Source organism: Flindersiella endophytica, from assembly GCF_054779015.1.
This window is the reverse complement of sequence record NZ_BAAGYY010000002.1, coordinates 98,721-117,938: the sequence shown is the minus strand read 5'-3', so window position 1 is coordinate 117,938 and position 19,218 is coordinate 98,721. Positions and strand designations below refer to the sequence as shown.

Annotated in this window: 25 protein-coding genes and 2 tRNA genes; 11 read left to right on the top strand and 16 right to left on the bottom strand. The window is 68.0% G+C overall.

What is annotated here, in order from left to right; genetic code table 11:
- The first annotated feature begins 22 nt into the window (after window positions 1-22).
- Window positions 23-1,027 (top strand): N-acetylglucosamine kinase, encoded by a 1,005-nt coding sequence (locus ACYVF6_RS01015; protein WP_460514689.1) that lies wholly within the window; start codon window positions 23-25, stop codon window positions 1,025-1,027.
- On the opposite strand, the gene ACYVF6_RS01010 is transcribed toward ACYVF6_RS01015, so the two are convergent.
- Entirely contained in the window at window positions 996-1,727 is a 732-nt protein-coding gene (locus tag ACYVF6_RS01010; protein ID WP_460514687.1) for a M50 family metallopeptidase, read from the bottom strand. The two genes, ACYVF6_RS01015 and ACYVF6_RS01010, sit on opposite strands and share 32 nt — an antisense overlap.
- 243 nt (window positions 1,728-1,970) lie before the next feature.
- Between ACYVF6_RS01010 and ACYVF6_RS01005 the strand changes: the two genes are divergently transcribed.
- The 3 genes from ACYVF6_RS01005 to ACYVF6_RS00995 all read left to right on the top strand — a co-directional run bounded on the left by ACYVF6_RS01005 (window position 1,971) and on the right by ACYVF6_RS00995 (window position 3,518).
- Window positions 1,971-2,636, top strand: a complete 666-nt coding sequence (locus tag ACYVF6_RS01005; RefSeq protein ID WP_460514685.1) for a COG1470 family protein — start codon at window positions 1,971-1,973, stop codon at window positions 2,634-2,636.
- A gap of 110 nt (window positions 2,637-2,746) precedes the next feature.
- Window positions 2,747-3,169, top strand: a complete 423-nt coding sequence (locus ACYVF6_RS01000; protein ID WP_460514683.1) for a hypothetical protein — start codon at window positions 2,747-2,749, stop codon at window positions 3,167-3,169.
- Between the two features lie 70 nt (window positions 3,170-3,239).
- Window positions 3,240-3,518, top strand: a complete 279-nt coding sequence (locus ACYVF6_RS00995; protein WP_460514681.1) for a DUF1905 domain-containing protein — start codon at window positions 3,240-3,242, stop codon at window positions 3,516-3,518.
- Between the two features lie 195 nt (window positions 3,519-3,713).
- On the opposite strand, the gene ACYVF6_RS00990 is transcribed toward ACYVF6_RS00995, so the two are convergent.
- From ACYVF6_RS00990 to ACYVF6_RS00960, 7 genes are all read right to left on the bottom strand, one after another.
- Window positions 3,714-4,769, bottom strand: a complete 1,056-nt coding sequence (locus tag ACYVF6_RS00990) for a UDP-N-acetylmuramate dehydrogenase (protein ID WP_460514679.1) — start codon at window positions 4,767-4,769, stop codon at window positions 3,714-3,716.
- A gap of 7 nt (window positions 4,770-4,776) precedes the next feature.
- Window positions 4,777-5,196, bottom strand: coding sequence for a MaoC/PaaZ C-terminal domain-containing protein (locus tag ACYVF6_RS00985; protein WP_460514677.1), 420 nt, complete (start codon window positions 5,194-5,196; stop codon window positions 4,777-4,779).
- A complete protein-coding gene (locus tag ACYVF6_RS00980) occupies window positions 5,193-5,663 on the bottom strand; it encodes an FAS1-like dehydratase domain-containing protein (protein ID WP_460514675.1) in 471 nt (156 codons plus the stop codon). Before ACYVF6_RS00980 ends, ACYVF6_RS00985 begins: the two co-directional genes overlap by 4 nt.
- A 134-nt stretch (window positions 5,664-5,797) precedes the next feature.
- A complete protein-coding gene (gene rpmG, locus ACYVF6_RS00975; protein WP_460514673.1) occupies window positions 5,798-5,968 on the bottom strand; it encodes a 50S ribosomal protein L33 in 171 nt (56 codons plus the stop codon).
- Between the two features lie 39 nt (window positions 5,969-6,007).
- Window positions 6,008-6,080 (bottom strand) — tRNA-Met (locus tag ACYVF6_RS00970).
- A gap of 47 nt (window positions 6,081-6,127) precedes the next feature.
- A tRNA-Thr gene (locus tag ACYVF6_RS00965) sits at window positions 6,128-6,200 on the bottom strand.
- 55 nt (window positions 6,201-6,255) lie between these two features.
- A complete protein-coding gene (locus tag ACYVF6_RS00960; protein ID WP_460514671.1) occupies window positions 6,256-7,266 on the bottom strand; it encodes a glycerophosphodiester phosphodiesterase in 1,011 nt (336 codons plus the stop codon).
- 191 nt (window positions 7,267-7,457) lie between these two features.
- Between ACYVF6_RS00960 and ACYVF6_RS00955 the strand changes: the two genes are divergently transcribed.
- Complete coding sequence (locus ACYVF6_RS00955; RefSeq protein ID WP_460514669.1) at window positions 7,458-8,342, top strand: helix-turn-helix domain-containing protein; 885 nt, start codon at window positions 7,458-7,460, stop codon at window positions 8,340-8,342.
- Window positions 8,339-8,512: a DUF397 domain-containing protein gene (locus ACYVF6_RS00950; protein WP_460514668.1), complete on the top strand. Its 174-nt coding sequence runs from the start codon at window positions 8,339-8,341 to the stop codon at window positions 8,510-8,512. The genes ACYVF6_RS00955 and ACYVF6_RS00950 overlap by 4 nt, the downstream gene beginning before the upstream one ends.
- On the opposite strand, the gene ACYVF6_RS00945 is transcribed toward ACYVF6_RS00950, so the two are convergent.
- Window positions 8,490-8,765, bottom strand: coding sequence for a hypothetical protein (locus tag ACYVF6_RS00945; RefSeq protein WP_460514666.1), 276 nt, complete (start codon window positions 8,763-8,765; stop codon window positions 8,490-8,492). The genes ACYVF6_RS00950 and ACYVF6_RS00945 overlap by 23 nt on opposite strands.
- A 5-nt stretch (window positions 8,766-8,770) precedes the next feature.
- On the bottom strand, window positions 8,771-9,016 hold the full coding sequence (locus tag ACYVF6_RS00940) for a hypothetical protein (protein WP_460514664.1): 246 nt from the start codon (window positions 9,014-9,016) through the stop codon (window positions 8,771-8,773).
- 66 nt (window positions 9,017-9,082) lie between these two features.
- On the opposite strand from ACYVF6_RS00940, the gene ACYVF6_RS00935 reads away from it, so the two are divergent.
- Window positions 9,083-9,961: an LLM class F420-dependent oxidoreductase gene (locus tag ACYVF6_RS00935; RefSeq protein ID WP_460514662.1), complete on the top strand. Its 879-nt coding sequence runs from the start codon at window positions 9,083-9,085 to the stop codon at window positions 9,959-9,961.
- On the opposite strand, the gene ACYVF6_RS00930 is transcribed toward ACYVF6_RS00935, so the two are convergent.
- Window positions 9,936-10,667 (bottom strand): metal-dependent hydrolase, encoded by a 732-nt coding sequence (locus tag ACYVF6_RS00930; protein WP_460514660.1) that lies wholly within the window; start codon window positions 10,665-10,667, stop codon window positions 9,936-9,938. The two genes, ACYVF6_RS00935 and ACYVF6_RS00930, sit on opposite strands and share 26 nt — an antisense overlap.
- A gap of 96 nt (window positions 10,668-10,763) precedes the next feature.
- On the opposite strand from ACYVF6_RS00930, the gene ACYVF6_RS00925 reads away from it, so the two are divergent.
- Entirely contained in the window at window positions 10,764-11,048 is a 285-nt protein-coding gene (locus tag ACYVF6_RS00925) for a YiaA/YiaB family inner membrane protein (protein WP_460514658.1), read from the top strand.
- A 7-nt stretch (window positions 11,049-11,055) separates the two neighbouring features.
- Here the strand turns inward: ACYVF6_RS00925 and ACYVF6_RS00920 are convergent, their stop codons facing one another.
- The 3 genes from ACYVF6_RS00920 to ACYVF6_RS00910 form a co-directional block, all read right to left on the bottom strand.
- Window positions 11,056-11,505 carry a PPOX class F420-dependent oxidoreductase gene (locus ACYVF6_RS00920; protein WP_460514656.1) on the bottom strand — a complete coding sequence of 150 codons (450 nt, stop codon included), beginning with the start codon at window positions 11,503-11,505 and terminating at the stop codon, window positions 11,056-11,058.
- A gap of 67 nt (window positions 11,506-11,572) precedes the next feature.
- A complete protein-coding gene (locus ACYVF6_RS00915) occupies window positions 11,573-11,899 on the bottom strand; it encodes a plasmid stabilization protein (RefSeq protein ID WP_460514654.1) in 327 nt (108 codons plus the stop codon).
- Window positions 11,900-11,957: 58 nt separating this feature from the next.
- Window positions 11,958-12,743: an NPCBM/NEW2 domain-containing protein gene (locus ACYVF6_RS00910; RefSeq protein ID WP_460514652.1), complete on the bottom strand. Its 786-nt coding sequence runs from the start codon at window positions 12,741-12,743 to the stop codon at window positions 11,958-11,960.
- Window positions 12,744-12,984: 241 nt separating this feature from the next.
- Here ACYVF6_RS00910 and ACYVF6_RS00905 point away from each other — a divergent pair, with 241 nt between their 5' ends.
- A complete protein-coding gene (locus ACYVF6_RS00905; RefSeq protein ID WP_460514651.1) occupies window positions 12,985-15,297 on the top strand; it encodes a rhamnogalacturonan lyase in 2,313 nt (770 codons plus the stop codon).
- A gap of 80 nt (window positions 15,298-15,377) precedes the next feature.
- On the opposite strand, the gene ACYVF6_RS00900 is transcribed toward ACYVF6_RS00905, so the two are convergent.
- Together ACYVF6_RS00900 and ACYVF6_RS00895 are read right to left on the bottom strand one after the other, a co-directional pair.
- A complete protein-coding gene (locus tag ACYVF6_RS00900) occupies window positions 15,378-16,685 on the bottom strand; it encodes a cellulase family glycosylhydrolase (protein WP_460514649.1) in 1,308 nt (435 codons plus the stop codon).
- A 167-nt stretch (window positions 16,686-16,852) separates the two neighbouring features.
- Window positions 16,853-17,641 carry an ArsR/SmtB family transcription factor gene (locus tag ACYVF6_RS00895; RefSeq protein WP_460514647.1) on the bottom strand — a complete coding sequence of 263 codons (789 nt, stop codon included), beginning with the start codon at window positions 17,639-17,641 and terminating at the stop codon, window positions 16,853-16,855.
- A 189-nt stretch (window positions 17,642-17,830) separates the two neighbouring features.
- On the opposite strand from ACYVF6_RS00895, the gene ACYVF6_RS00890 reads away from it, so the two are divergent.
- Both ACYVF6_RS00890 and ACYVF6_RS00885 read left to right on the top strand, forming a co-directional pair.
- Window positions 17,831-18,205: a PadR family transcriptional regulator gene (locus tag ACYVF6_RS00890; RefSeq protein ID WP_460514645.1), complete on the top strand. Its 375-nt coding sequence runs from the start codon at window positions 17,831-17,833 to the stop codon at window positions 18,203-18,205.
- Window positions 18,189-19,214 (top strand): hypothetical protein, encoded by a 1,026-nt coding sequence (locus tag ACYVF6_RS00885; protein WP_460514643.1) that lies wholly within the window; start codon window positions 18,189-18,191, stop codon window positions 19,212-19,214. The genes ACYVF6_RS00890 and ACYVF6_RS00885 overlap by 17 nt, the downstream gene beginning before the upstream one ends.
- Window positions 19,215-19,218: the final 4 nt, after the last annotated feature.

The window sequence follows — 19,218 nt, the reverse complement described above, 5'->3', positions numbered from 1 at the left end:
TCGGCGAGCACGAAGGAGCAGCGTGTACCTCGGAGTCGACGGCGGTGGAACCAAGACCGCGTTCTGCCTGGTCAACCAGTCCGGCACGATCGTGTCCCGGGTTCAGGCGCGCAGTATCTACTACTTCGCCACCGGCATCTCACTCGTCGGCCAGGTGCTCGAGGAGGGCGTCCACGAGATCTGCGCGCAGGCCTCGATCACGCCCGCCGACATCGCGTACGCGGTCATCGGGCTGCCGGGATACGGAGAGGCGAGCGCGGACCTCGCCGAGCTCGACGCCGCGCCGCGAGCGGTGCTCGGGCACTCGCGTTACCGCTGCGGCAACGACATGGTGTGCGGCTGGGCCGGCTCGCTCGGTGCCGTCGACGGCATCAACGTGGTCAGCGGCACCGGCTCGATCGCATACGGCGTGCGCGGCGGCGAGGAGCTGCGGGTCGGCGGCTGGAGCGAGCTGTTCGGCGACGAAGGGTCGGCGTACTGGATCGCGGTGCAAGGGCTGGCGGCGTTCTCGCGGATGAGCGACGGGCGGCTGGCCGCCGGGCCGCTGCTGGACGTGCTCCGGTCGGAGCTCGCGTTGCACGCCGACCTCGACCTGATCGACCTGGTCGTCAACCGGTGGGAGGGCGACCGGACGCGGATCGCGGGGCTGTGTCCTTATGTCGTGGAGGCGGCGGCGCGCGGAGACTCGGTCGCTGCCGGGATCCTCGACCGGGCGGCGGCCGAGCTCGCGCTGCAGGTCGACACGATCCGGCGGCGGCTGGACTTCCCCGCCGGCGAACCCGTTCTGGTGTCGTGGTCAGGTGGAACGTTCAACGCGAAGCCGGTCGTCGAGGCGTTCGTCCGCGAGCTGGCTGTTCTCTATGCGGAGTACGAGCCGCGGCAGCCGCTGTACGAGCCCGACCTCGGTGCTGCTCTCTATGCCGCCAGGCTCGCGGGCACGCCCATCACGCCAAGTACGCCTACTACGCCTACTGCGCCTACTGCGCCTACTGCGCCTACTGCGCCCAGCCGAAGTCGACCCAGCTGAGCATCGGGCCTACCAGCCACCAGGCGCTCACCGCCAGCGCACCGAACGCCACCAGCGCGAAGAACGTCACCCACACCAGCGGATGCGTCCTGGTCAGCCGCGCGAGCTGGTCGGCGTCAGACGTCTGCGCGCGTCGACTGCGCTTGACCTGCAGCTCGAACACCGGCCGGATGCCGCCGAACAGCAGGAACCACGTCAGCGTGTAGGCGAACGCGCACTCCACGTCCGGCGAGCCGTACCAGCCGATGGCGAACAGGCCGCCGCCCACGACGATGACCGCGACCCAGCCGTAGAGGTTGCGGACGGCGAGTAGCAGTGCCGCGAGCAACGCGATGCTCAGCCACAGCAGCAGCGTCGACCGGCCGGCGGCCAGCAGAGCGGCGTACCCGAGTCCGAGCAGGCTCGGCGCGATGTAGCCGGACAGCGAGGTCAGGATCATGCCCGGCCCGGTCGGCTTACCCCTGGAGACGGTGAGCCCCGAGGTGTCGGAGTGCAGCCGGATACCGGACAGGCGCCTGCCGGTGACCAGCGCGGCGAGCGCGTGCCCGCCTTCGTGGACGATCGTGATGACGGTACGCAACAGCAGCCAGGTCCGGACGTACCCGACCACCACCAAGGCGACCACGACCGTCCCCCAGATCACGGCGTCGTCGGGCTTCGGCGTCGAGGCCGTGAGTTGTTCCCAGAAGTCCGCTGGCACAGCCCCGATCCTGCCAGCTCTGCCTGGGTGCCCGCATGGCGTAAGCGGTCAGTAGGCATGCACACCCGGAGTGCCCGGGAAGATGAGCGCACCGATACTCAGGACGATGTGCGGGCGCGCGGTCAAGCTTGCAGCGTGATTACGTGTCAGCGCTGCGGCCAGCTGAATGACCCAGGCCGCACCCAGTGCTCCAACTCGGAGTGCCGGGCGCCGCTGACCAGACGTCCCACGATCCGGGCGACCTTGACACCTCCGTACGCCGAAGTGCTCGTGGGCAAGACCGTCGAAGTCATCGTCGAGGTCCGCAACGACAACACCGAGGTGGAGGAGCTCGCCCTGGGTATCCAGGGCCGGCTGGGTGAGTTCGGCTCGATCGCACCCGCGCATCTCTCGCTGTTTCCCGGCGAAGAGGCGCAGGTACGCGTGACGTTCACGCTCACCAAGGGTGACAACACACCGAACGGGCCGATGCCGTACGGCATCACGGTGACTTCATGGGTAACCGCAGACCTCGCAACGCTGGTGTTCGGCGTGGTCACAGTGACCGAGACTGCGACGCCGACGATTCGGCTCCAGCCGCTCGAACGCAGCGGCTGGAGGTCGGCGTACTACCGCGTGGAGATTGGCAACGCTGGGGACTCCACGCTCGAAGGTCAGATCATCGCCAGCGACTCCGACCAGTCGCTCCGGTTCGACATCGAACCGAGGAACGTCCGCGTTCAGCCAGGTGGATCCGCGACCGTCCACCTGCGGGCCCGGCCCCACCACCTGCGCTGGTGGGGCCGGGCACTACCGCATCCGTTCTGGGTGCTGTTACAGCCACGTGGGGATGACGCAGTTCGGGTGGATGGCGTCATGAAACAGCGGTCACTGGTGTCAGTACGGGCAAGTAACCGTGAGAGTGGCTAGGGGTGTCCCGTGGATCAGCATGTCCGCACAAGGAGCGTGGGCCCGCAGCGCGGGCGGCTGATCCACCGGAGACCCCTGGCCGCCTGGAGTAATCAGGGGATCTGGGGCACGTGACGACTGAAACGACGACGCCATTGAAGCTCGACCTGGAACTCGTCGAACCGAGCGTCTGCATGGCGGCCGGACGGCCGGCAACCGTCCTGCTGCGGGTTGGCAACGTCGACAGCGAGCCTGTCGACCTGGTGCTGACCATGCGCGGGCGGCTGGCGGCGTTGGCGGTGATCGAGCCGGCCGGGTTACGGCTCTCACCTGGTGAGACCCGGACGGCCCGGATCACGTTCCAGCCGGCGCACGGGCCGCACGTACCTTCCGGGCCGATGCCGTACGCGGTCTCGGTGCGTCGCTTGTCATCTGATGACCAGCTTGGGGTGGCGTTCGGATTGATCGACGTCCACCAGCAACGCCCGCGCCGGTCGTTCGGCTCGGGGACGCCCTGCATCCGGTCGGCGGAGGAGCCGCCGCCGGAGCGCTGAGGTTCTCGCGATGAGTTTCGCCGTCGCCGCTGGTCTATCCGGTTAGTAAGTGAACGGAAGGAGACCAGAGGTGCCGAATCTCGACAAGCAGTTCACCGCGACACTGCGGAAAAGCCCGGCCCAGGGTGGCTGGACCTATCTCATCTGGCCCGAGTCGGTCGAGTACTTCGGCACGCGTGGGCTGGTCAAGGTATCCGGAACGATCGACGGTTGCCCGTTCCAGAGCTCGTTCATGGCTCTGGGCGACGGCACGCACAAGCTCCCGGTCAAGGCCGACGTACGCAAGCAGATCGGCAAAGGCGAAGGCGACAGCGTGAGTGTGCACCTGACCGAACGCCTGGAGCGCTGAAGCTCCCCGCTGCGAATGACCACGTTAACCACGCAATTAGCGGGTTAACCACGCCCCGGGGCGTGGCGAAGCACCTACTAGCGTGGCGAACCGCGAATGACCACGTTAACCAGCCAATTGCGTGGTTAACGTGGTCATTCGCACGTCGGCAGGCGGCAGTGCAGGTTGGTGCGGGCCGGCAGGCGGTAATGCGGGTCAGAGGGTGCAGCCGATGAGTACGGGTTCGGGCGCCAGCTCGAGCCCGTACTTCGCGTGTACGCCGTCGCGGACTTGGCGGGCCAGCGCGAGCAGGTCGGCGGTCGTTGCCTGGCCGCGGTTGGTCAGGGCCAGCGTGTGCTTGCCGGACAGCTGGGCCGGGCCGCTGCCGTAGCCCTTGGTGAAGCCCGAATGCTCGATCAGCCAGGCCGCGCTCGTCTTGACCGTGCCGTCGGGCTGGGGCCAGCGGGGTGCCTCGATCGGCAGCGCGTCGGCCTGCTCGGCCGTGAGCACGGGGTTGGTGAAGAACGAGCCCGCGCTCCACGTGTCGTGGTCGCCGGGGTCGAGGACCATGCCCTTGCCGCGGCGCAGGCCGAGCACGGCTTCACGGACGGCCGGCATCGGCGCGCGCTCGCCGAGCTCGACGCCAAGGGTGCGCGCCAGCTCGGCGTACTTCACCGGCCCGCTCAGCTCACCCGGCTTGAACTGGAACACCACCTCGAGCACGACATATCGCTCCGGCGAACGCTTGAACCGGCTCGTGCGGTAGCCGAAGCCACAGTCGGCCGCCGCCAGCGTGACGACCTCCCACTCCTCGCGGTCCCAGACCCGCACCTGCGCGATCGTGTCAGCGACCTCCTGGCCGTACGCGCCGATGTTCTGGATCGGCGCCGCCCCGACCAGGCCCGGGATGCCGGACAGTGCCTCGACGCCGGTCCAACCCTGACCGATCGCGTACTGCACGAAGTCGTCCCAGTTCTCCCCCGCCGCGACCCGCACCGTCGCACCGCCGCACGCTGACGCGTCCGCCACGGCGATGCCACGGGTGGCGACCTTGATCACGACGCCGGCAAAGCCTTCGTCTGCGATCACGACGTTGCTGCCGCCGCCGAGGATCAGCACCTCGAGCCCGGCGTCATCGGCCTGGCAGACGTAGTCGCACAGCTTCTCGACGTCGTCGATCTCGTCGAAGTGCTCGGCCGGCCCGCCGAGGCGCAGCGTGGTGTGCTCGGCCAGGCGTACGGGCGGAGGCTTCGGCTTGCGCTTGAAGATCACCGCGAGCTCAGTCCAGCTGGACGACCGCGCGGGCGGCCCCGAAGATCTTGTCCGGCCCGCAGGTGGCGGCCAGGTCGACCCGCACCTGGCCGTCGTCGAGCTTGGCGGCGACCTTGCCGGTGAACGTCAGCTCGACGCCCTCGTCGGTGTCGGGGACGACGACGGGGTTGGTGAAGCGCACGGAGTACTCCAGCACCCGTGCCGGGTCGCCCACCCAGTCGGTCAGCACGCGCGCGCCCGAGGCCATCGTCAGCATCCCGTGCGCGATCACGTCGGGCAGCCCGAGCGCGGTCGCGGCCCGGGTGTTCCAGTGGATCGGGTTGAAGTCGCCGGACGCGCCGGCGTAGCGCACCAGGGCGTCGCGGCGGAGCACGACGTTGACCACCGGCAGCTCGGTGCCGGTCTCCACGCTGTCGTAAGCGATCACGCCGCTCCCTCCGCTGCCTCTGCGTGAGCCTCTGCCTCGGCCCGGTGGACGACCGTTGCCTGGGCGGTGCAGACCCGGTGGCCGTTCTCTGTGGTGATCTCGGTACGGGTGAAGATCAGGTCGGAACCCGCCATCGAGCGTGCCTTGTCGACGGTCAGCGTGCCTATCAGCACGTCGCCGGGGCCGATCGGGCGCTCCTGGGCGAACTTCTGGTCCGCGTGCATGATCTGGTGCAGCGGCAGGCCGAGGTCGTCGAGCATCGCCTGCAGCAGCGGGAACGCCACCACGATCGCGAACGTCGGCGGGGCCACGATGTCGGCGTGCCCGTGCTCCTTGGCCGCGTCCGTCTCGCGGTAGACGGGGTTCGGGTCGCCGATCGCGTCGGCGAACTCGCGGATCTTCTCGCGGCCGACCTCGTACGGCTGCGAAGGCCCGTACGTCCGGCCGACTATCTCATCCAGCGGCATGGTTGGGCCCCTTCCTGGGCCGAACGCGAATGACCACGTTAACCACGCTAGTGGGTGCTTCGCCACGCCCCGGGGCGTGGTCAACCAGCCAAAAGCGTGGTTAACGTGGTCATTCGCGAGAAGAGCGAGGGCCTCTAGCGGGTCTCGCGGTGCGCCCGGTGCGTGCGGCAGCGACGGCAGTATTTCTTCAGCTCGAGCCGGTCGGGGTCGTTGCGCCGGTTCTTGCGCGTGATGTAGTTGCGCTCCTTGCACTCTGTGCACTGCAGAGTGATCTTGGGGCGTACGTCAGTGCTCTTGGCGGCCACGATCTGCCTCTTGTTTGCTCGGACTGGACTGATGTTGTGTAGCGGTGGCCGGACTTGAACCGGCGACACAGCGATTATGAGCCGCTTGCTCTACCGACTGAGCTACACCGCTGCGGACCGGCAGCCCGCCCGCCGATGAAGCGCGCGGACACCGATCAGAGCCCCAATACGGAATCGAACCGTAGACCTTCTCCTTACCATGGAGACGCTCTGCCGACTGAGCTATTGGGGCGAGGCGACAACCGAGGATATACGAGCGCCGCCGGATTTGGTAATCGGGTATCCCCTCAAGCCACCCGGGCGGCGACGTGGACAAGCATACCGTCCGGGTCGTGCAGGGCGACGCTGTCGGTCTGCCTCACGAGCTCGAGCTCCAGCCGCTCCCCTGCGCCCAGCCGGCCGGAGGCGCCGGACCAGACCTCGTCCGCCGGGTCGCCGCGCAGCTGCCAGCCCGCGAGCTCCACCGGTTCCGCCGAGACGTTACGCAGGACCAGCGTCTGCCCGATCAGGCTCTCGATCGCCAGCTCGCCCGGCTGGACGTACGTGCCGTCGAGTACCTCGTTGACCAGAGCGGGGTAGTTGCCGATCAGCGCCACCGCGCCCTGCGCCACCAGCGAAGCGACGGACACCGGGTCGTTCGGCGTCCAGAACGCCGACCGCAGCCCGGCCGCGCGGATTCGTACCAGGTCGCCCGGCCGCAGCGCCCGGAAGTCCGGGATGTAGTAGTGCACCCACTCGGAGAGGCGCCGCAGCTCCGCGTCGTCCGGGACGATGCTGCCGAGCTGGCCGAACGGCACGGCGTACTGCACCTCCTGCGCGAACCGCTCCAGCGCCTCGTGGTCGAAGCAGGTCGCGACGCAGCGGTACGGAGCGGTCAGCCAGTCGCCGGGGGCGTTGCGGATCACTTCCGCGGTCGACTTCTCCAGGCCCGGGTGCAGGCGCGGGCTCTTGATCTCCAGCCAGAGGCCGATGCGGTCGCGCATCTTGGCCAGGGCGGCCCGCAGGGTCGGGATCCGCTCGCCGGCGTACGCCTGGTCGAACCAGCCGCCGGCGTCCAGCTGCTGCAGCTCGGCCAGCGTGAAGTCGCCGACGCGGTACGGCTCGCGGTCCGGGAAGACCTCGCGAACGTTCGTGGTGCGGGTCAGCGTGGAGTCGTGCAGCAGGACGACCTCGCCGTCCTTGGACAGCTGTACGTCGACCTCGACGAAGGCCGCACCCTGCTCGACCGCCAGCTCGATGGCGGCGATGGTGTTCTCCGGTGCGTGGCCGGAGGCCCCGCGATGGCCGACAACGATCACTTGCGCAGTGTTGGAGTACGAGCCGGCAGAAGTCTTGGAAGGCACGGGTCTCTACTCTGCCCGAACCGGGCAACCGGCGGTTGGACAGGTCCGGAATCGGCTACGTGATCAGTCGGTGACACATGGCATCATTGCGCCTGTGACCTGCGGAAACGAGCCCAGGTCTTTCATTTCAGATGAAAGGGTCAACGATGACCGACGGGACCACTGGCTCGACGGTGCCACGCAGGCAACTCGGCCGACATCTGCGAGATCTGCGCAACCGCGCTCGGTACACCGTGCGCGCGGCCGCGAAGGCGCTGGAGTGGTCCGAGGCGAAGATGTGGCGGATCGAGACCGGCCAGACCTCCATGCGCGCGCACGACGTTCGGCTGATGTGCCAGATCTACGCGGCGCCACCCCGGCTCGTCGAGGTCCTGGCCGGCCTTGCGGCAGAGACCAAGGCGAAGGGCTGGTGGCACTCATACAGCGGCGCGATTCCCGAGTGGTTCAACGTCTACGTCGGTCTGGAGGAGGCGGCCGCGGAGATATCGGAGTATCAGTCCGATCTGGTGCCCGGACTCCTCCAGACCGCCGACTATTTCCGCACCATGGTGCGGAAATTCGCGCCGGACATAGCCGACGATGAGCTGGAGCGCCGCGTCGAGCTCCGGATCACCCGGCAGGCTCTTCTCACCAGGAGGGTGGAGCCGCCGCAGTTCAATGCGGTACTCAGCGAGTCGATCCTGCAGCGGCCGATCGGCGAAGGCCGGATCATGGCGGCGCAGATGCGGCACCTCGCGAAGCTGAGCGACCTGCCCAACGTGTCACTGCGGGTCATTCCGTTTCGCGCCGGCTACCATCCTGGCGTCGACACCGGCGCCTTCGTGTTGCTGCATTTCCCGCGAAACGTCGACGGTTCCGAAAGCGAGCCGCCAGTGGTCTACATCGAAGGGATCACCGGCGCGCTGTATTTGGAGAAACCACCAGAGATCGAAACGTTTGCCGGTGTGTTCACCAGCCTCGTAGACTCCGCACTTGACGTGCGAGCGTCCCAAAGCTACATCCTGCAAGCAGCTAGGGAGTTCGAGCAGTGAACTGGCGCAAGAGCAGCTACAGCAACAGCGCAGGCGGCAACTGCGTCGAGGTCGCTGGATCTGCGGACCGGATGGCGGTGCGGGATTCGAAGGACCGCGGCGGGCCGGTGCTGGCGTTCGACCGCACCGACTGGACGGCGTTCCTGGCTAGCCTGGCCGCCACTCGTTGATGATCGCGATCAGGTCGAACACACCTGATCCCGAGTCCCACATGCGAATCACGAGCTTCAACCCGCTACGCGGTTCGATGATCCGGATCGTGGAGTCCGCGAGGTCGTCGTACCACTGCCACCGCCGCTTCCAGCCCGAGTCCACGATCGACAGCATGACGTCGGCGACGAGATAGCGATCCGCGTTCGTGACCGACTCGCTCGCCCACCAGTCGGCGAGCACCTGCTCCCCGTGTGAATGCAGCCGCAGCATCGGAGTCAGTTGGGGGCGCGCAGCCTGGCCAGGAGCTCGTGCACGTCGGCCGCGCTACTCGGATCTCCAGGCTGCTCGGGTGCGCCGGACAGCGCCTTCTCGTACACCGGGTCCGCGTGCAGCCGCGCCGTCACCAGCGCGTCGTCTGCGAGCCGGATCAGCGGCGAGGGATCCTTGGTCCGATCGTATTCGGCGGCCGCCTCGTAGAGCGCCCGCACGATCCGCTCGAGTTCGTCGTGAGGCATCCGCATCCGTCCACGGTAGGTCGCGGCCCTGGTCTGCAGAAGGGCCTTCCGGCCCCTGATAGGACTGGACGTATGCGCATAGGTGTCGTATTTCCCCAGACCGAAACAGGCGCCGACGCCGGAGCGATCCGCGCGTACGCCAACGCCGTGACCGAGCTCGGCTACACCCACATCCTGGCCTACGACCACGTACTCGGCGCGGACGCGTCCGTGCGGCCGGGCTGGAAGGGCTACACCCATACCGACACGTTCCACGAGCCGTTCGTGCTGTTCGGGTTCCTCGCGGGGTTCTGTCCGCTGGAGTTCGTGACCGGCGTGATCGTGCTGCCGCAGCGGCAGACCGCGCTGGTCGCCAAGCAGGCCGCCGAGGTCGACATCCTGTCCGAGGGCCGGCTGCGGCTGGGGGTCGGCATCGGGTGGAACGAGGTGGAGTACGAAGCGCTCGGCGCCGACTTCCGTACCCGCGGCAAGCGGATGGAGGAGCAGATCGCCGTCATGCGGCGGCTGTGGGCCGAGCCGATCGTCAACCTCGACGGTACGTTCCACACGATCACGGCAGCCGGCATCGCGCCGCTGCCGGTCACCGAGCAGATCCCGATCTGGCTCGGCGCCACCAACGCGCGGCGGGGCTTGCTGCGAGTGGGCCGGCTGGCCGACGGCTGGTTCCCGCAGTTCGCGCCGGGCGCGCAGCTGGACGACGCGCTGGCGGTCATCCACGAGGGCGCGCACGAAGCCGGCCGCGACCCTTCGGAGCTCGGCATCGAGGGTCGGATCACGCCGGACCGCGGCGTGTACGAGAAGCTGCCCGAAGAGGTCGAGGCCTGGCGCGCGGCCGGCGCGACTCACCTGTCGATCAGCACGATGAAGCTCGGCCTGTCGTCGGTCGACGAGCACATCGGCGTACTGGAGCAGGTCGCCTCGACCCTCAAACCCCAGCCTGGACAGAGCTGAACGGCGCCATGGCCTGGTCGACGATCGACGCCAGCAGCGGGACGTTCGCGTAGAGCAGCCAGGCCGCGGCGACGACGAAGCCGGCGGCGAGCACGTGCTCGTACCACCGTCCCGTGGTCAGCGGTCCGCCGCGCATGCGGTTCGGCTTGCCGTCGAACCAGCTGAACGGCCTGGGCACGCCGCCCTCGGTGAGCGCGTCGCCGATGATGTGCACGAGCACCCCCACGCCGACGGCGAACGGCAGCCAGGTCGCGCCCGCCGCCGCGCCGTTGGCGACCAGCCACCACGCGGCGGCGGCCGAGGCCAGCAGGTTGATCGGCCACGACTTCTCGGCCTGGCCGGGGATGACGAAGTGGCATGCGCGCAGTGCGAGTCCGATGGCGAACGCGAGGACGAACATCGACGTCCAGCGGTTGAAGCTGGCAGCGTACGCGGCCGCGCCGAACGCGACGGGCGCGAGGATGAAGTCGTGCGTACCGCCGCGGTGGCCGCGCGACAGGAACGTCACCACCCACGCGATCACGGCCGACAGCGGGCCCCACATCCGGGTGGCGGTGGAGTCGTCGTGGTCGAGGTCCGGGAGCAGCGCCATACCGCCGCAACAGGCGACCCAGGCAAGCTGTGACGCCGCGTTCGGCAGTGGGACGAGTGGGAGCAGTGCCGCGCCCGCGGCCATTCCGGAAACAGCATGTGTGTGGCCCAGCACCGCGTCAGCGTACTCAGGTGGGATGAGTATCCCCGCGCATTGAGATAGGCGTTTCTACTCATGCGTGGTGGCCGGTTCCGGCCTCAGGATCCGTACATGAACCAGCCTGTGCAGTCTCCAACGACGGCCGCGTTCTCCATGCAGGCCGCGATCTCGTTCGGCGTCTCGATCCTCGCAGTGACGCTGGGCATCATCTACCTGCCGATCGGCGGCTGGCCACGTGCGTTCCTCGGGCTCGGCGTGCTGTACGCCGTGACGTCGACGTTCACGCTGGCCAAGGTCGTGCGCGACCGGCAGGAGCAGAGCAGCGTCGTCAGCAAGGTCGAGCAGGCCCGGATCGACCGCCTGCTGACCGAGAACGATCCGTTCAAATCGGTCTAGCGCGGGTCTAGAGGTCGATCGCGGTGGCGCCGGCGGTCTGCGAGAAGGTCAGCACCCTCGACACCTTGATCCGCAGCGCGACGCGCTTGTCGGCGACCATGGCGGCCCGGAACTCCTCCCAGTCGGGGTGCTCGCCGGAGATCTGGCGGTAGACGTCGACGAGCTCGTCGACGGTGCTGTCGTGGGGGTCCTGCGCTGTCAGGGTCAGCTCGGCGTCGCCTTCGGCGACGAGGTACTCGCCGAAGTTCGCGCTGACGTAGAAGCTGGCGCGCGGGTCCCTCCGTAGGTTGCGCGTCTTGGCGCGGTCGTCGGTGATCGACACGCGGATCACGCCGTCGGCGTAGGTGTAGGAGACGTTCGAGAGCTGGGGACGGCCGTCGCGCTTGAGCGTCACGAGGACGCCGGCGTGGCCGTTCGCCAGCCGGTCCAGCCCGGCCTGGGCGGAGTCGGATGCCATGGACAGGACAGCAACGCGATGGCTCGGGTGATTCCCGGGCGGGCTGGCGGCGTTGTACGCGCGGGTTCTAGCGGCCGACGGCGCGCGCGAGCTGCGCCTTGTTCATCTTCGAGCGGCCCTTGATGCCCTTGCGCTTGGCGTCGGCGTACAGCTGCTCCTTCGTACGACCCTGGGGACCGCTGCCGGACCGCTTGCCACCGCGCTGACCGGACGACAGGTCCTTGGTCGAGGTGCGGCTGCGCTGGCGGGACTCGCCGGAGCGAGCGCGCTCCTTGTTGACCGTGCGGGCCGCGATCTCCTCGGCACGGTCCTCCGACCGGCCTTGCTGGCGCTGGTTCGACTTGACGTGCTGATACTGGCGTTCGCGCTTCTGGCTCCACTGCTTCTGCGGCATTTCGCTTTCGCTCCTTTCTACGGATCTAGATACCCGTTCAGGAGCGCCGACACCTATTTCAGCTGGAGGTGAGGTACGGCTGACCCCACGACGGATAGGCCCAGCCACGACAGTCACCGCCGGCCGACTCCGCGACAGTGGCGACTTTGACCTGGAGGCGAAGCACACCTGTTACGTCGAGGTCGAGCGTCTCGTGCTGCTTCCACTTCACCGTGATCGATTTGAGCTCGTGTCCGTCTCCGATAAAGGTGAATTTGGCCTCGGTCTCCGGGTTGGAGTCCCCACGCAGCCCAATGACCGTGTGCAGAGTCTCGAACTCGCCGGCCAGGTCCCATCCGGTGAACGCCTGATCGCCGCTCTCGTTGCACGGCTCGAGGCTGTAGGAAAAGCTGTCCGGATAGAGCGTGCCGTCGATCTTGTACGCACCGTTCTCATAGTTGCTGTAGCTGTCGTCCTCCACCAGGTCCCGTTTCGTCAGCAGCGTGGTACCTGCCGGTGGGCCACTCGCGGGTTGAGCCGTGGCCGCGGGTTCGGTCGGTGCCGGAGCTGGGGCGGTCACCGTCACCGCTGGAGGTGTGACGGTCGCCGTTACCGTGCTGCTGGCCGTCTGCGTCGGCTGCTGGCCGAGCGAGACATTCCAGACCGACACGCTCGCGTTCGGTGCGGCGAGCAGCGTGATCAGCGCGGCCGCGATGGTCGCGCCGGCACCGACTGCCGGGCCGGCCAGCCAGCGCAGCCTTCGGGGTTTCGGCTTCGGCCTCGGCGTCGGCTTGGCGGGCTGCTCCGGCCCGGGCGACGGTGGGCGGATCGGCGGCGCATGCGCGGGGTTCGTCCCAGGATTCATGCAGTTGTGGTCGTCGTAAGCGACGAACGGTTACCGACCGCACCGCTACGTTGTCGAAGCGTGGTGCAAGTAGGAAGCGGCCGTGCCGAAAGCCGCGCGGGTGACCGGTTACGGAAAACGCATTCCCCCATCTGGACGGCGGGTTCCGGCGTTCCTAGTCTCCGAAGCACCACCTGAATCGACTCAAACGCCTTCGCCGGCCTGTCAGGGAGGTTGCAGGCGACGGCGGAAGGAACACGCCATGCGAAAGCACTACCTCGCGGCCACGGCCCTGCTGGCGGCGGCCGCGACGGCCGCGACCTCGCTCGGCGGCCCGGCCGTGGCGAGCAACGGCCCGGCCGACGTCACCACCGCCGGCGTCGGCACCGCCGGTCACCGGCCCGCCGTACAGCTCGAACATCTCGACCGCGGGCTGATCGCCGCCGCCACCGGTGAGGGCGTCTTCCTCAGCTGGCGGCTGCTCGGCAACGAGGTCACCGGCCACACCGCCACGGGCATGAGCGGGCCCGCGTTCAACGTCTATCGCGGACGCGAACGCATCGCGACCGTCACCGACAGCACGAACTTCCTCGACCGCACCGGCACGCCGGACGCGACGTATCGCGTCGCCGCTGTCGTGCGCGGCCAGGAGCAACGCAGGAGTGCGGCCGCCGCGCCGTGGAACGGCAACCACTACGACCTGCCGCTGCGCAAGCCGGCCGACGGCGTCACCCCTCGAGGCGAGGCTTACACCTACTCCGCCAACGACATGAGCGTCGGCGACGTCGACGGGGACGGGCAGTACGAGTTCGTCGTCAAGTGGGATCCGTCCAACTCCAAGGACGTCTCGCAGGTCGGTTACACCGGGCCGGTCTACATCGACACGTACGAGCTCGACGGCCGCCTGCGTTACCGCGTCGACCTCGGCGTCAACATCCGCGCCGGTGCACACTACACGCAGTTCCTGGTCTACGACTTCGACGGCGACGGTCGTTCGGAGCTGATGTTCAAGACCGCGCCCGGCACGAAAGTCGTTACGTACAAGGCGAACGGCGAGGTTGCGTCCGAGCGGTACGTCACGATGCCGAAGGCCGACGTCCACGCCGGCTACACGCATCAGGACGACTATCGGCTCAGCACGGCCGGCTATCACGAGCACCTCGTTCAGCTGTTCCTCAACTGGGACAGGCATCCCGAGGTCGTCGCCGGACACTGGCCCGCGACGCTGGAGCAGGCGTTCGGCATCGAACCCCGTTATTCGTATCCGCTTTCGCGGACCGACGCCGAAGCGCTGGTCGACTACTTCATGGACGTCTATGCGCCGAGCCGCTCGACGCGCAACGTGCTGCGAAACTTCGAGGGGTTCATCGTCGACGGGCCGGAGTACCTTTCGGTGTTCGACGGCGCGTCCGGGCGCGAGCTGCAGACCATCCGCTACAAGCCCGGGCGTACGGACGACGGCTTGCTGTGGGGCGACTATGCGATGGCCCGCATCGAGCCCGGCAACCGCGTCGACCGGTTCCTGTCCGGCGTCGCCTATCTGGACGGGCGGCACCCGTCCGCTGTCTTCGCGCGCGGCTACTACACGCGGACGACGCTCGTCGCGTACCGCTGGGACGGCGAACGCCTTCGGGAGAACTGGTATGTCGACTCGGGGTGGGTCCCGATGACGAACCCGTTCAACGACGGGCCGCACGGGCGCGACGGCACCAACCCTCGATATGCGACGATCACGACGCAAGGCGCACACTCGCTGAGCGCCGCCGACGTCGACCTCGACGGCAAGCAGGAGATCGTCTACGGCGCCGCGACGATCGACGACGACGGCAGCGTGCTGAACAGCGCGTTCGACGTACTGCCGCCGGGCAGCGCTTCGCCGGGGTCGGTGGTGCGGCTCGGCCACGGCGACGCCATGCACGTAACGGACATCGACCCCGCGCGGCCCGGCGTGGAGGTCTACATGGTGCACGAGGGCGCGACGTTCGCGCCGTACGGCTACGCCCTGCGCGACGGCGCGACCGGGGCTGTGCTCTTTGGCGCCTACACAGGCCGCGACACCGGCCGCGGCATGGTGGGCGACATCCTGCCCTCCTCCCCCGGCCTCGAGACGTGGGCGGTCGACCTGCGTACGGCATCCGGCGAACTGTTGGGGACTGATAGGCCCGGCACGAACCAGAGCATCCGCTGGGCGGCCGACCTGACCACCCAGATCATCAACGGCGCCGACGCGACCACCCGCGAAACCCCGCGCATCGAGGACTGGCGGCGTGGTGTGCTGCTCACGGCCGACGGCACGCTGGCCAACAACTTCACGAAAGGCAACCCGAGCCTGGTCGCGGACATCTTCGGTGACTGGCGCGAGGAGCTGCTGCTGCGCACGGTCGACAGCACGGCGGTGCGGATCTACCTGAGCACGGAGGTGACGTCCCACAAGCTCTACACCCTGATGCACGACCCGCAGTACCGCGCGGAGACCGCGCGGCAGCAGACCGTGTACAACCAGCCGGCGTACACGAGCTTCTACCTCGCCTCCGACATCGACTGGTCCAAGGTCCCGATCCCCAACCTGCGCTAGCTGTTCCGTTCACCCCGGCCGGCTGGCTGCCCGTCCTTTGCTCTGGGCACCAGCCGGCTGAAGCGTGCGTCAGTGTCCGCTCAGGTGGCCGCGCAGGTCACGGCCGACGGCATGCCGTTGCTTCCGTTCCACGACCCGAGGAAGCCGAACGTGGTGCTGGCCCCCGCCCCCAAACCACCGTTGTAGCCCTCGTTCCGCGCCGTCACGTTCGACCCGCTGGTCGACACCGTGGCACCCCAGGCATTGCTGACCGTCTGCCCGTTCACGTACGCCCAGGTCACCGTCCAGCCGCTGACCGCCGCGCTGCCGGCCGTCACGCGCACCTCGCCCTGGAAGCCGCCGGGCCACTGGCCGACGACGGAGTACGCGGCCGTGCAGCTGCGCCCGCCGCCACCTCCACCCCCGCCGCCACCGCCCGCGTAGATCGACGCTTCGTGAGCCGTCGCGCGGATTCCGTTGGCGCCGTTGAAGATTCGCTGGCCCCACGTCGTGAGCTGGTTGGGGTCGAAGTTGGTGGCCATGTCGAGGATCGGGTCGGTGTTGCCGCTCCACGACCAGCCGAGATAGCCGAGGTTGCGCGCGGCCGCCTCCGCCAGGATCGTCTCGTGGTCGACCTCGCCGTCCCTGAACCTCCAGCCGAACTCACCGATCACCAGCGGCCAGCCGTTGGTACGGAAGCGGTCGAGGTAGTCGGTGATGCTCGACGCGGTGCTGAACACGCTGTACATGTGGATCGACAGCACGATGTTGTGCTGGCTGTCGGCATTGAGGATCGTCTGGGCGTTGTCGCGCATGACGAACTGCCAGTCCTGGCCCCAGTTCGGCGCGTCGACCATGAGCAGGTGCTGGAAACCGTTGCTGCGCATCTTCTGAATCGCCGCGGTCGTCGCGCTGGTCCACTGGGCGGCGTTGGTGTTGCCGATCGGCTCGTTGCCGAGGTTGATGACGACGTAGTTCTCCTGGCCGACCAGCGCGCTCTTCTGGCTGATCCAGTAGTTGACGGCCTCGTCGAGCGACGCGGCCGCTCCGTCTTCGCCGTAGCCGGTGGTGTCGTGCACTTCCAGTACGCAGATCAGCCGGTTCTGCTTGCACAGATCGATCACGGCCGTGACGTCGTTGGAGGGGCCCCAGCGCTTACCGCTGCCGAGTACGACTCGTACGGTGTTCGCGCCGAGCGCCTTGATGTTGGCGAACGAGCTGGTCTGGTTGGTGTACCACACGTGCGGATGGTTTACGCCGCGCATCACGAACGTCTGGCCGTTGGCCTCGACGATGTTCGTGCCGCTGATGTGCAGGCCCACGGCCGCGTTCGCCTGCGGCGCCGAAAGCAGATACGAGGCGACGATCGTCAGCAAAGCAAGGCCGAACACGAGGAACTGTCGTTTCATGCCTACCTCTTCTTCGATGCCCGGCGCTGGCAGAACGGCACGACCCGCAGTGGTTATACGCGTTTGTAATCGAAGATCCCGACTCGTGCAATCACGTAGTCGAAACGACCAGTGGTATGGGGAAACCCCGGGTTGCCTCGGCGACCCGGAGTTTCCCTGCGCCTTCGTTACTGCGGGAGCGGCTCGCCGGTCTCCAGCAGCGTCTTGAGGCTCGACAGCAGCACCGGCCAGCCACCGGTGATCATCTCGAGCACCTTGCTGCCCGGCACGAACCCGTCGTGCACGACGGTCAGCTTCACCGTGCCCTCGTCCTGCGGCTCGAGCTCGAACGTCACCTTCGAGCGCGGCTCGGCGGCGATCTGCTTCAGCGTGTCGTCGTCGACGCCCGCGGCCTTCGCCCACTCAGGCGTGAACGTGTGCCACGTGTACGACAGCCGCCGGCCCGGGTCGGCCTCGAGTACGACCTGGCCCGGATCGGCCGTACTGTGGTCGAACTCCTCCCAGATCATCGGCGCACCAGGCTCCCAGGACGTCGTGAACGTCGCTCCCCAGTACCGCTTGGTGAACGCCGGATCGGTCAGCGCCTCCCACAGTCGTTCGGGCGTGGTGTTGATGTACGTGGTGTAGACGAACGCGTTGTCGCTCATCGGATCCTGCTCCAATGCCGTTTTGAGGTCGGCGAGCGCTCGGGCGCGCTCGCGGTCGTACTGGTTGATCCACCGTTCGGCGATGGCGTTGATCGGCTCGACGTTGAGGTAGTGCAGCTTCTCCCGGCCGCGCCACCTCGTCGTCACGACGTTGGCCGCTTCGAGTACGGCCAGGTGCTTGCTGACCGACTGCCTGGCCATGTCCAGTCCTGCGCAGAGCTCGCGCAGCGTCTGGCCGTTGTTCGCGTTGAGGCTGTCGAGCAACTGCCGGCGGCTGGGGTCGGCCAGCGCCTTGAACACCTCGTCCATACAGCCCATCCTCGCAGCCATCTACCGATATGCAGCCGTTCGGCTGCCTTTTCTTGGTTCCGACTATAGGCAGCCGTTTGGCTGCATGTCAACTGGACTCTCTTGCCATTCCAGTGCCCTTCGTGGTCTACTAGTCGATGTCGTCAACTAGGCGATGAGATCGACCTTGCTTAAGCTGGGAGTTACTGGATGCCCGAGGACCGCTGGCCGGCGTCATGGCTGCGTGGCGTACTCGAGCTCGCTGTGCTTTCCGTGCTGATCGACGGCGAGAGCTACGGGTACGCGCTCGCGCAGCGCCTGTCCGAGGCCGGGCTCGGCAAGGTCAGCGGCAACACGCTGTATCCAGTGCTGGCCCGGCTGGAAGCAGGCGGCGCGGTGTCGTCGCGCTGGACCGAAGGCGATGGCGGGCCCGGCCGCAAGTTCTACGCGATCACCGACATCGGTCGTGCGCGGTTGGACGCCGACGGCGCCGACTGGGAGCAGTTCGCCAAAGCCACGATCGCGCTGGTCGATGACGCGCGAGCCAAGGGTGGGGGTTCACGAACGGATGTCACGCAAACCTGACTGGTACGCCGAGCTCGCCGACGCACTGCGGTCGCGCCGGCTCGAAGCCTCGCGGATCTCCGAGATCGTCGCGGAGGCCCGCGCACACTGCGACGCGACCGGCGAGCAACCGTACGCCGCCTTCGGCGACGCGTCTGCTTATGCCGCTCGCCTGATGAGCGCCGAGGACCCGGAGGAGACGCGCTTTCGGCACACGGCGCGGCGCTACTCCTGGTCGGCGCAGCCGGCGCGGTACCGCCTGCTGATCACGATCGGCGGCGCGCTGGCTGTCTTCGCGGCTTACGACTGGCTGGTGGCCGGAGAGTCGTACAGCTGGGAGGCCAGCCTCGTGGTCGCCATGCCCCTGTCCGTCGGGGCGTTCGCCCTTGCCCAGTTGCGCGACGACTCTCGCAACGCCGGCCGGCCGGCAGCCGCACGATGGCTCACTCCCGCGTTCGTGGCGGCCTTGATCGTCGGAATCCTCAGCAGCTTCGTCGTACCGGAGGGCTGGACCATTGCTGTTCCGGCGCCGGAGCTGCTGATTCTCGGACTCGCGATGCTGGGCGCCGGGTGGTGGCTCGGCGACCGATGGCAGCGCGCGCATCTGACGTCCGAGGCCTCGCTGTCGCACGACGAATGGCTCGACCGGCTGGCGGGGTTGCTGGAGGGCCGCTACCGGCTCCCGGTGGCCAAGGCGCGCGACTTCCGCGCCGAGGCGGCCTCGCATCTGGCCGAGACCGGCGGCGATCCGTCGCAGGAGTTCGGACCTGTCGACGACTACGCCGCTGAGTTGGCCGAACGATCCGGCCTCTCCCGCAGTCGTCCGAAGACACCGGCCTGCTACGTCAGGTTCGTGGCGATGGTGCTCTGCGCAGGCGTCACGGCGATGGTCATCGCGGGGCACGGCCTGTTCAGCGTCCGAACGGCGATCATCGGCGCGGCCACCGTACTGGCGGCCGCCGACCTTCTCCGGCTGACGCTCGCCGCCAACCGCCGCCGCCGCGTTGCAGCGCAATCCGTACGGAGGTGATCGG

Bases quoted from the DNA above. Each gene is read 5' to 3' on its own strand.
- ACYVF6_RS00980 (WP_460514675.1), bottom strand. From the start codon at position 5,663: ATGCCGCTGGATGAGATAGTCGGCCGGACGTACGGGCCTTCGCAGCCG.
- ACYVF6_RS00955 (WP_460514669.1), top strand. From the start codon at position 7,458: ATGACCGACGGGACCACTGGCTCGACGGTGCCACGCAGGCAACTCGGC.
- ACYVF6_RS00945 (WP_460514666.1), bottom strand. From the start codon at position 8,765: ATGCTGCGGCTGCATTCACACGGGGAGCAGGTGCTCGCCGACTGGTGG.
- ACYVF6_RS00940 (WP_460514664.1), bottom strand. From the start codon at position 9,016: ATGCGGATGCCTCACGACGAACTCGAGCGGATCGTGCGGGCGCTCTAC.
- ACYVF6_RS00935 (WP_460514662.1), top strand. From the start codon at position 9,083: ATGCGCATAGGTGTCGTATTTCCCCAGACCGAAACAGGCGCCGACGCC.
- ACYVF6_RS00925 (WP_460514658.1), top strand. From the start codon at position 10,764: ATGAACCAGCCTGTGCAGTCTCCAACGACGGCCGCGTTCTCCATGCAG.
- ACYVF6_RS00920 (WP_460514656.1), bottom strand. From the start codon at position 11,505: ATGGCATCCGACTCCGCCCAGGCCGGGCTGGACCGGCTGGCGAACGGC.
- ACYVF6_RS00915 (WP_460514654.1), bottom strand. From the start codon at position 11,899: ATGCCGCAGAAGCAGTGGAGCCAGAAGCGCGAACGCCAGTATCAGCAC.
- ACYVF6_RS00910 (WP_460514652.1), bottom strand. From the start codon at position 12,743: ATGAATCCTGGGACGAACCCCGCGCATGCGCCGCCGATCCGCCCACCG.
- ACYVF6_RS00905 (WP_460514651.1), top strand. From the start codon at position 12,985: ATGCGAAAGCACTACCTCGCGGCCACGGCCCTGCTGGCGGCGGCCGCG.
- ACYVF6_RS00900 (WP_460514649.1), bottom strand. From the start codon at position 16,685: ATGAAACGACAGTTCCTCGTGTTCGGCCTTGCTTTGCTGACGATCGTC.
- ACYVF6_RS00895 (WP_460514647.1), bottom strand. From the start codon at position 17,641: ATGGACGAGGTGTTCAAGGCGCTGGCCGACCCCAGCCGCCGGCAGTTG.
- ACYVF6_RS00890 (WP_460514645.1), top strand. From the start codon at position 17,831: ATGCCCGAGGACCGCTGGCCGGCGTCATGGCTGCGTGGCGTACTCGAG.
- ACYVF6_RS00885 (WP_460514643.1), top strand. From the start codon at position 18,189: ATGTCACGCAAACCTGACTGGTACGCCGAGCTCGCCGACGCACTGCGG.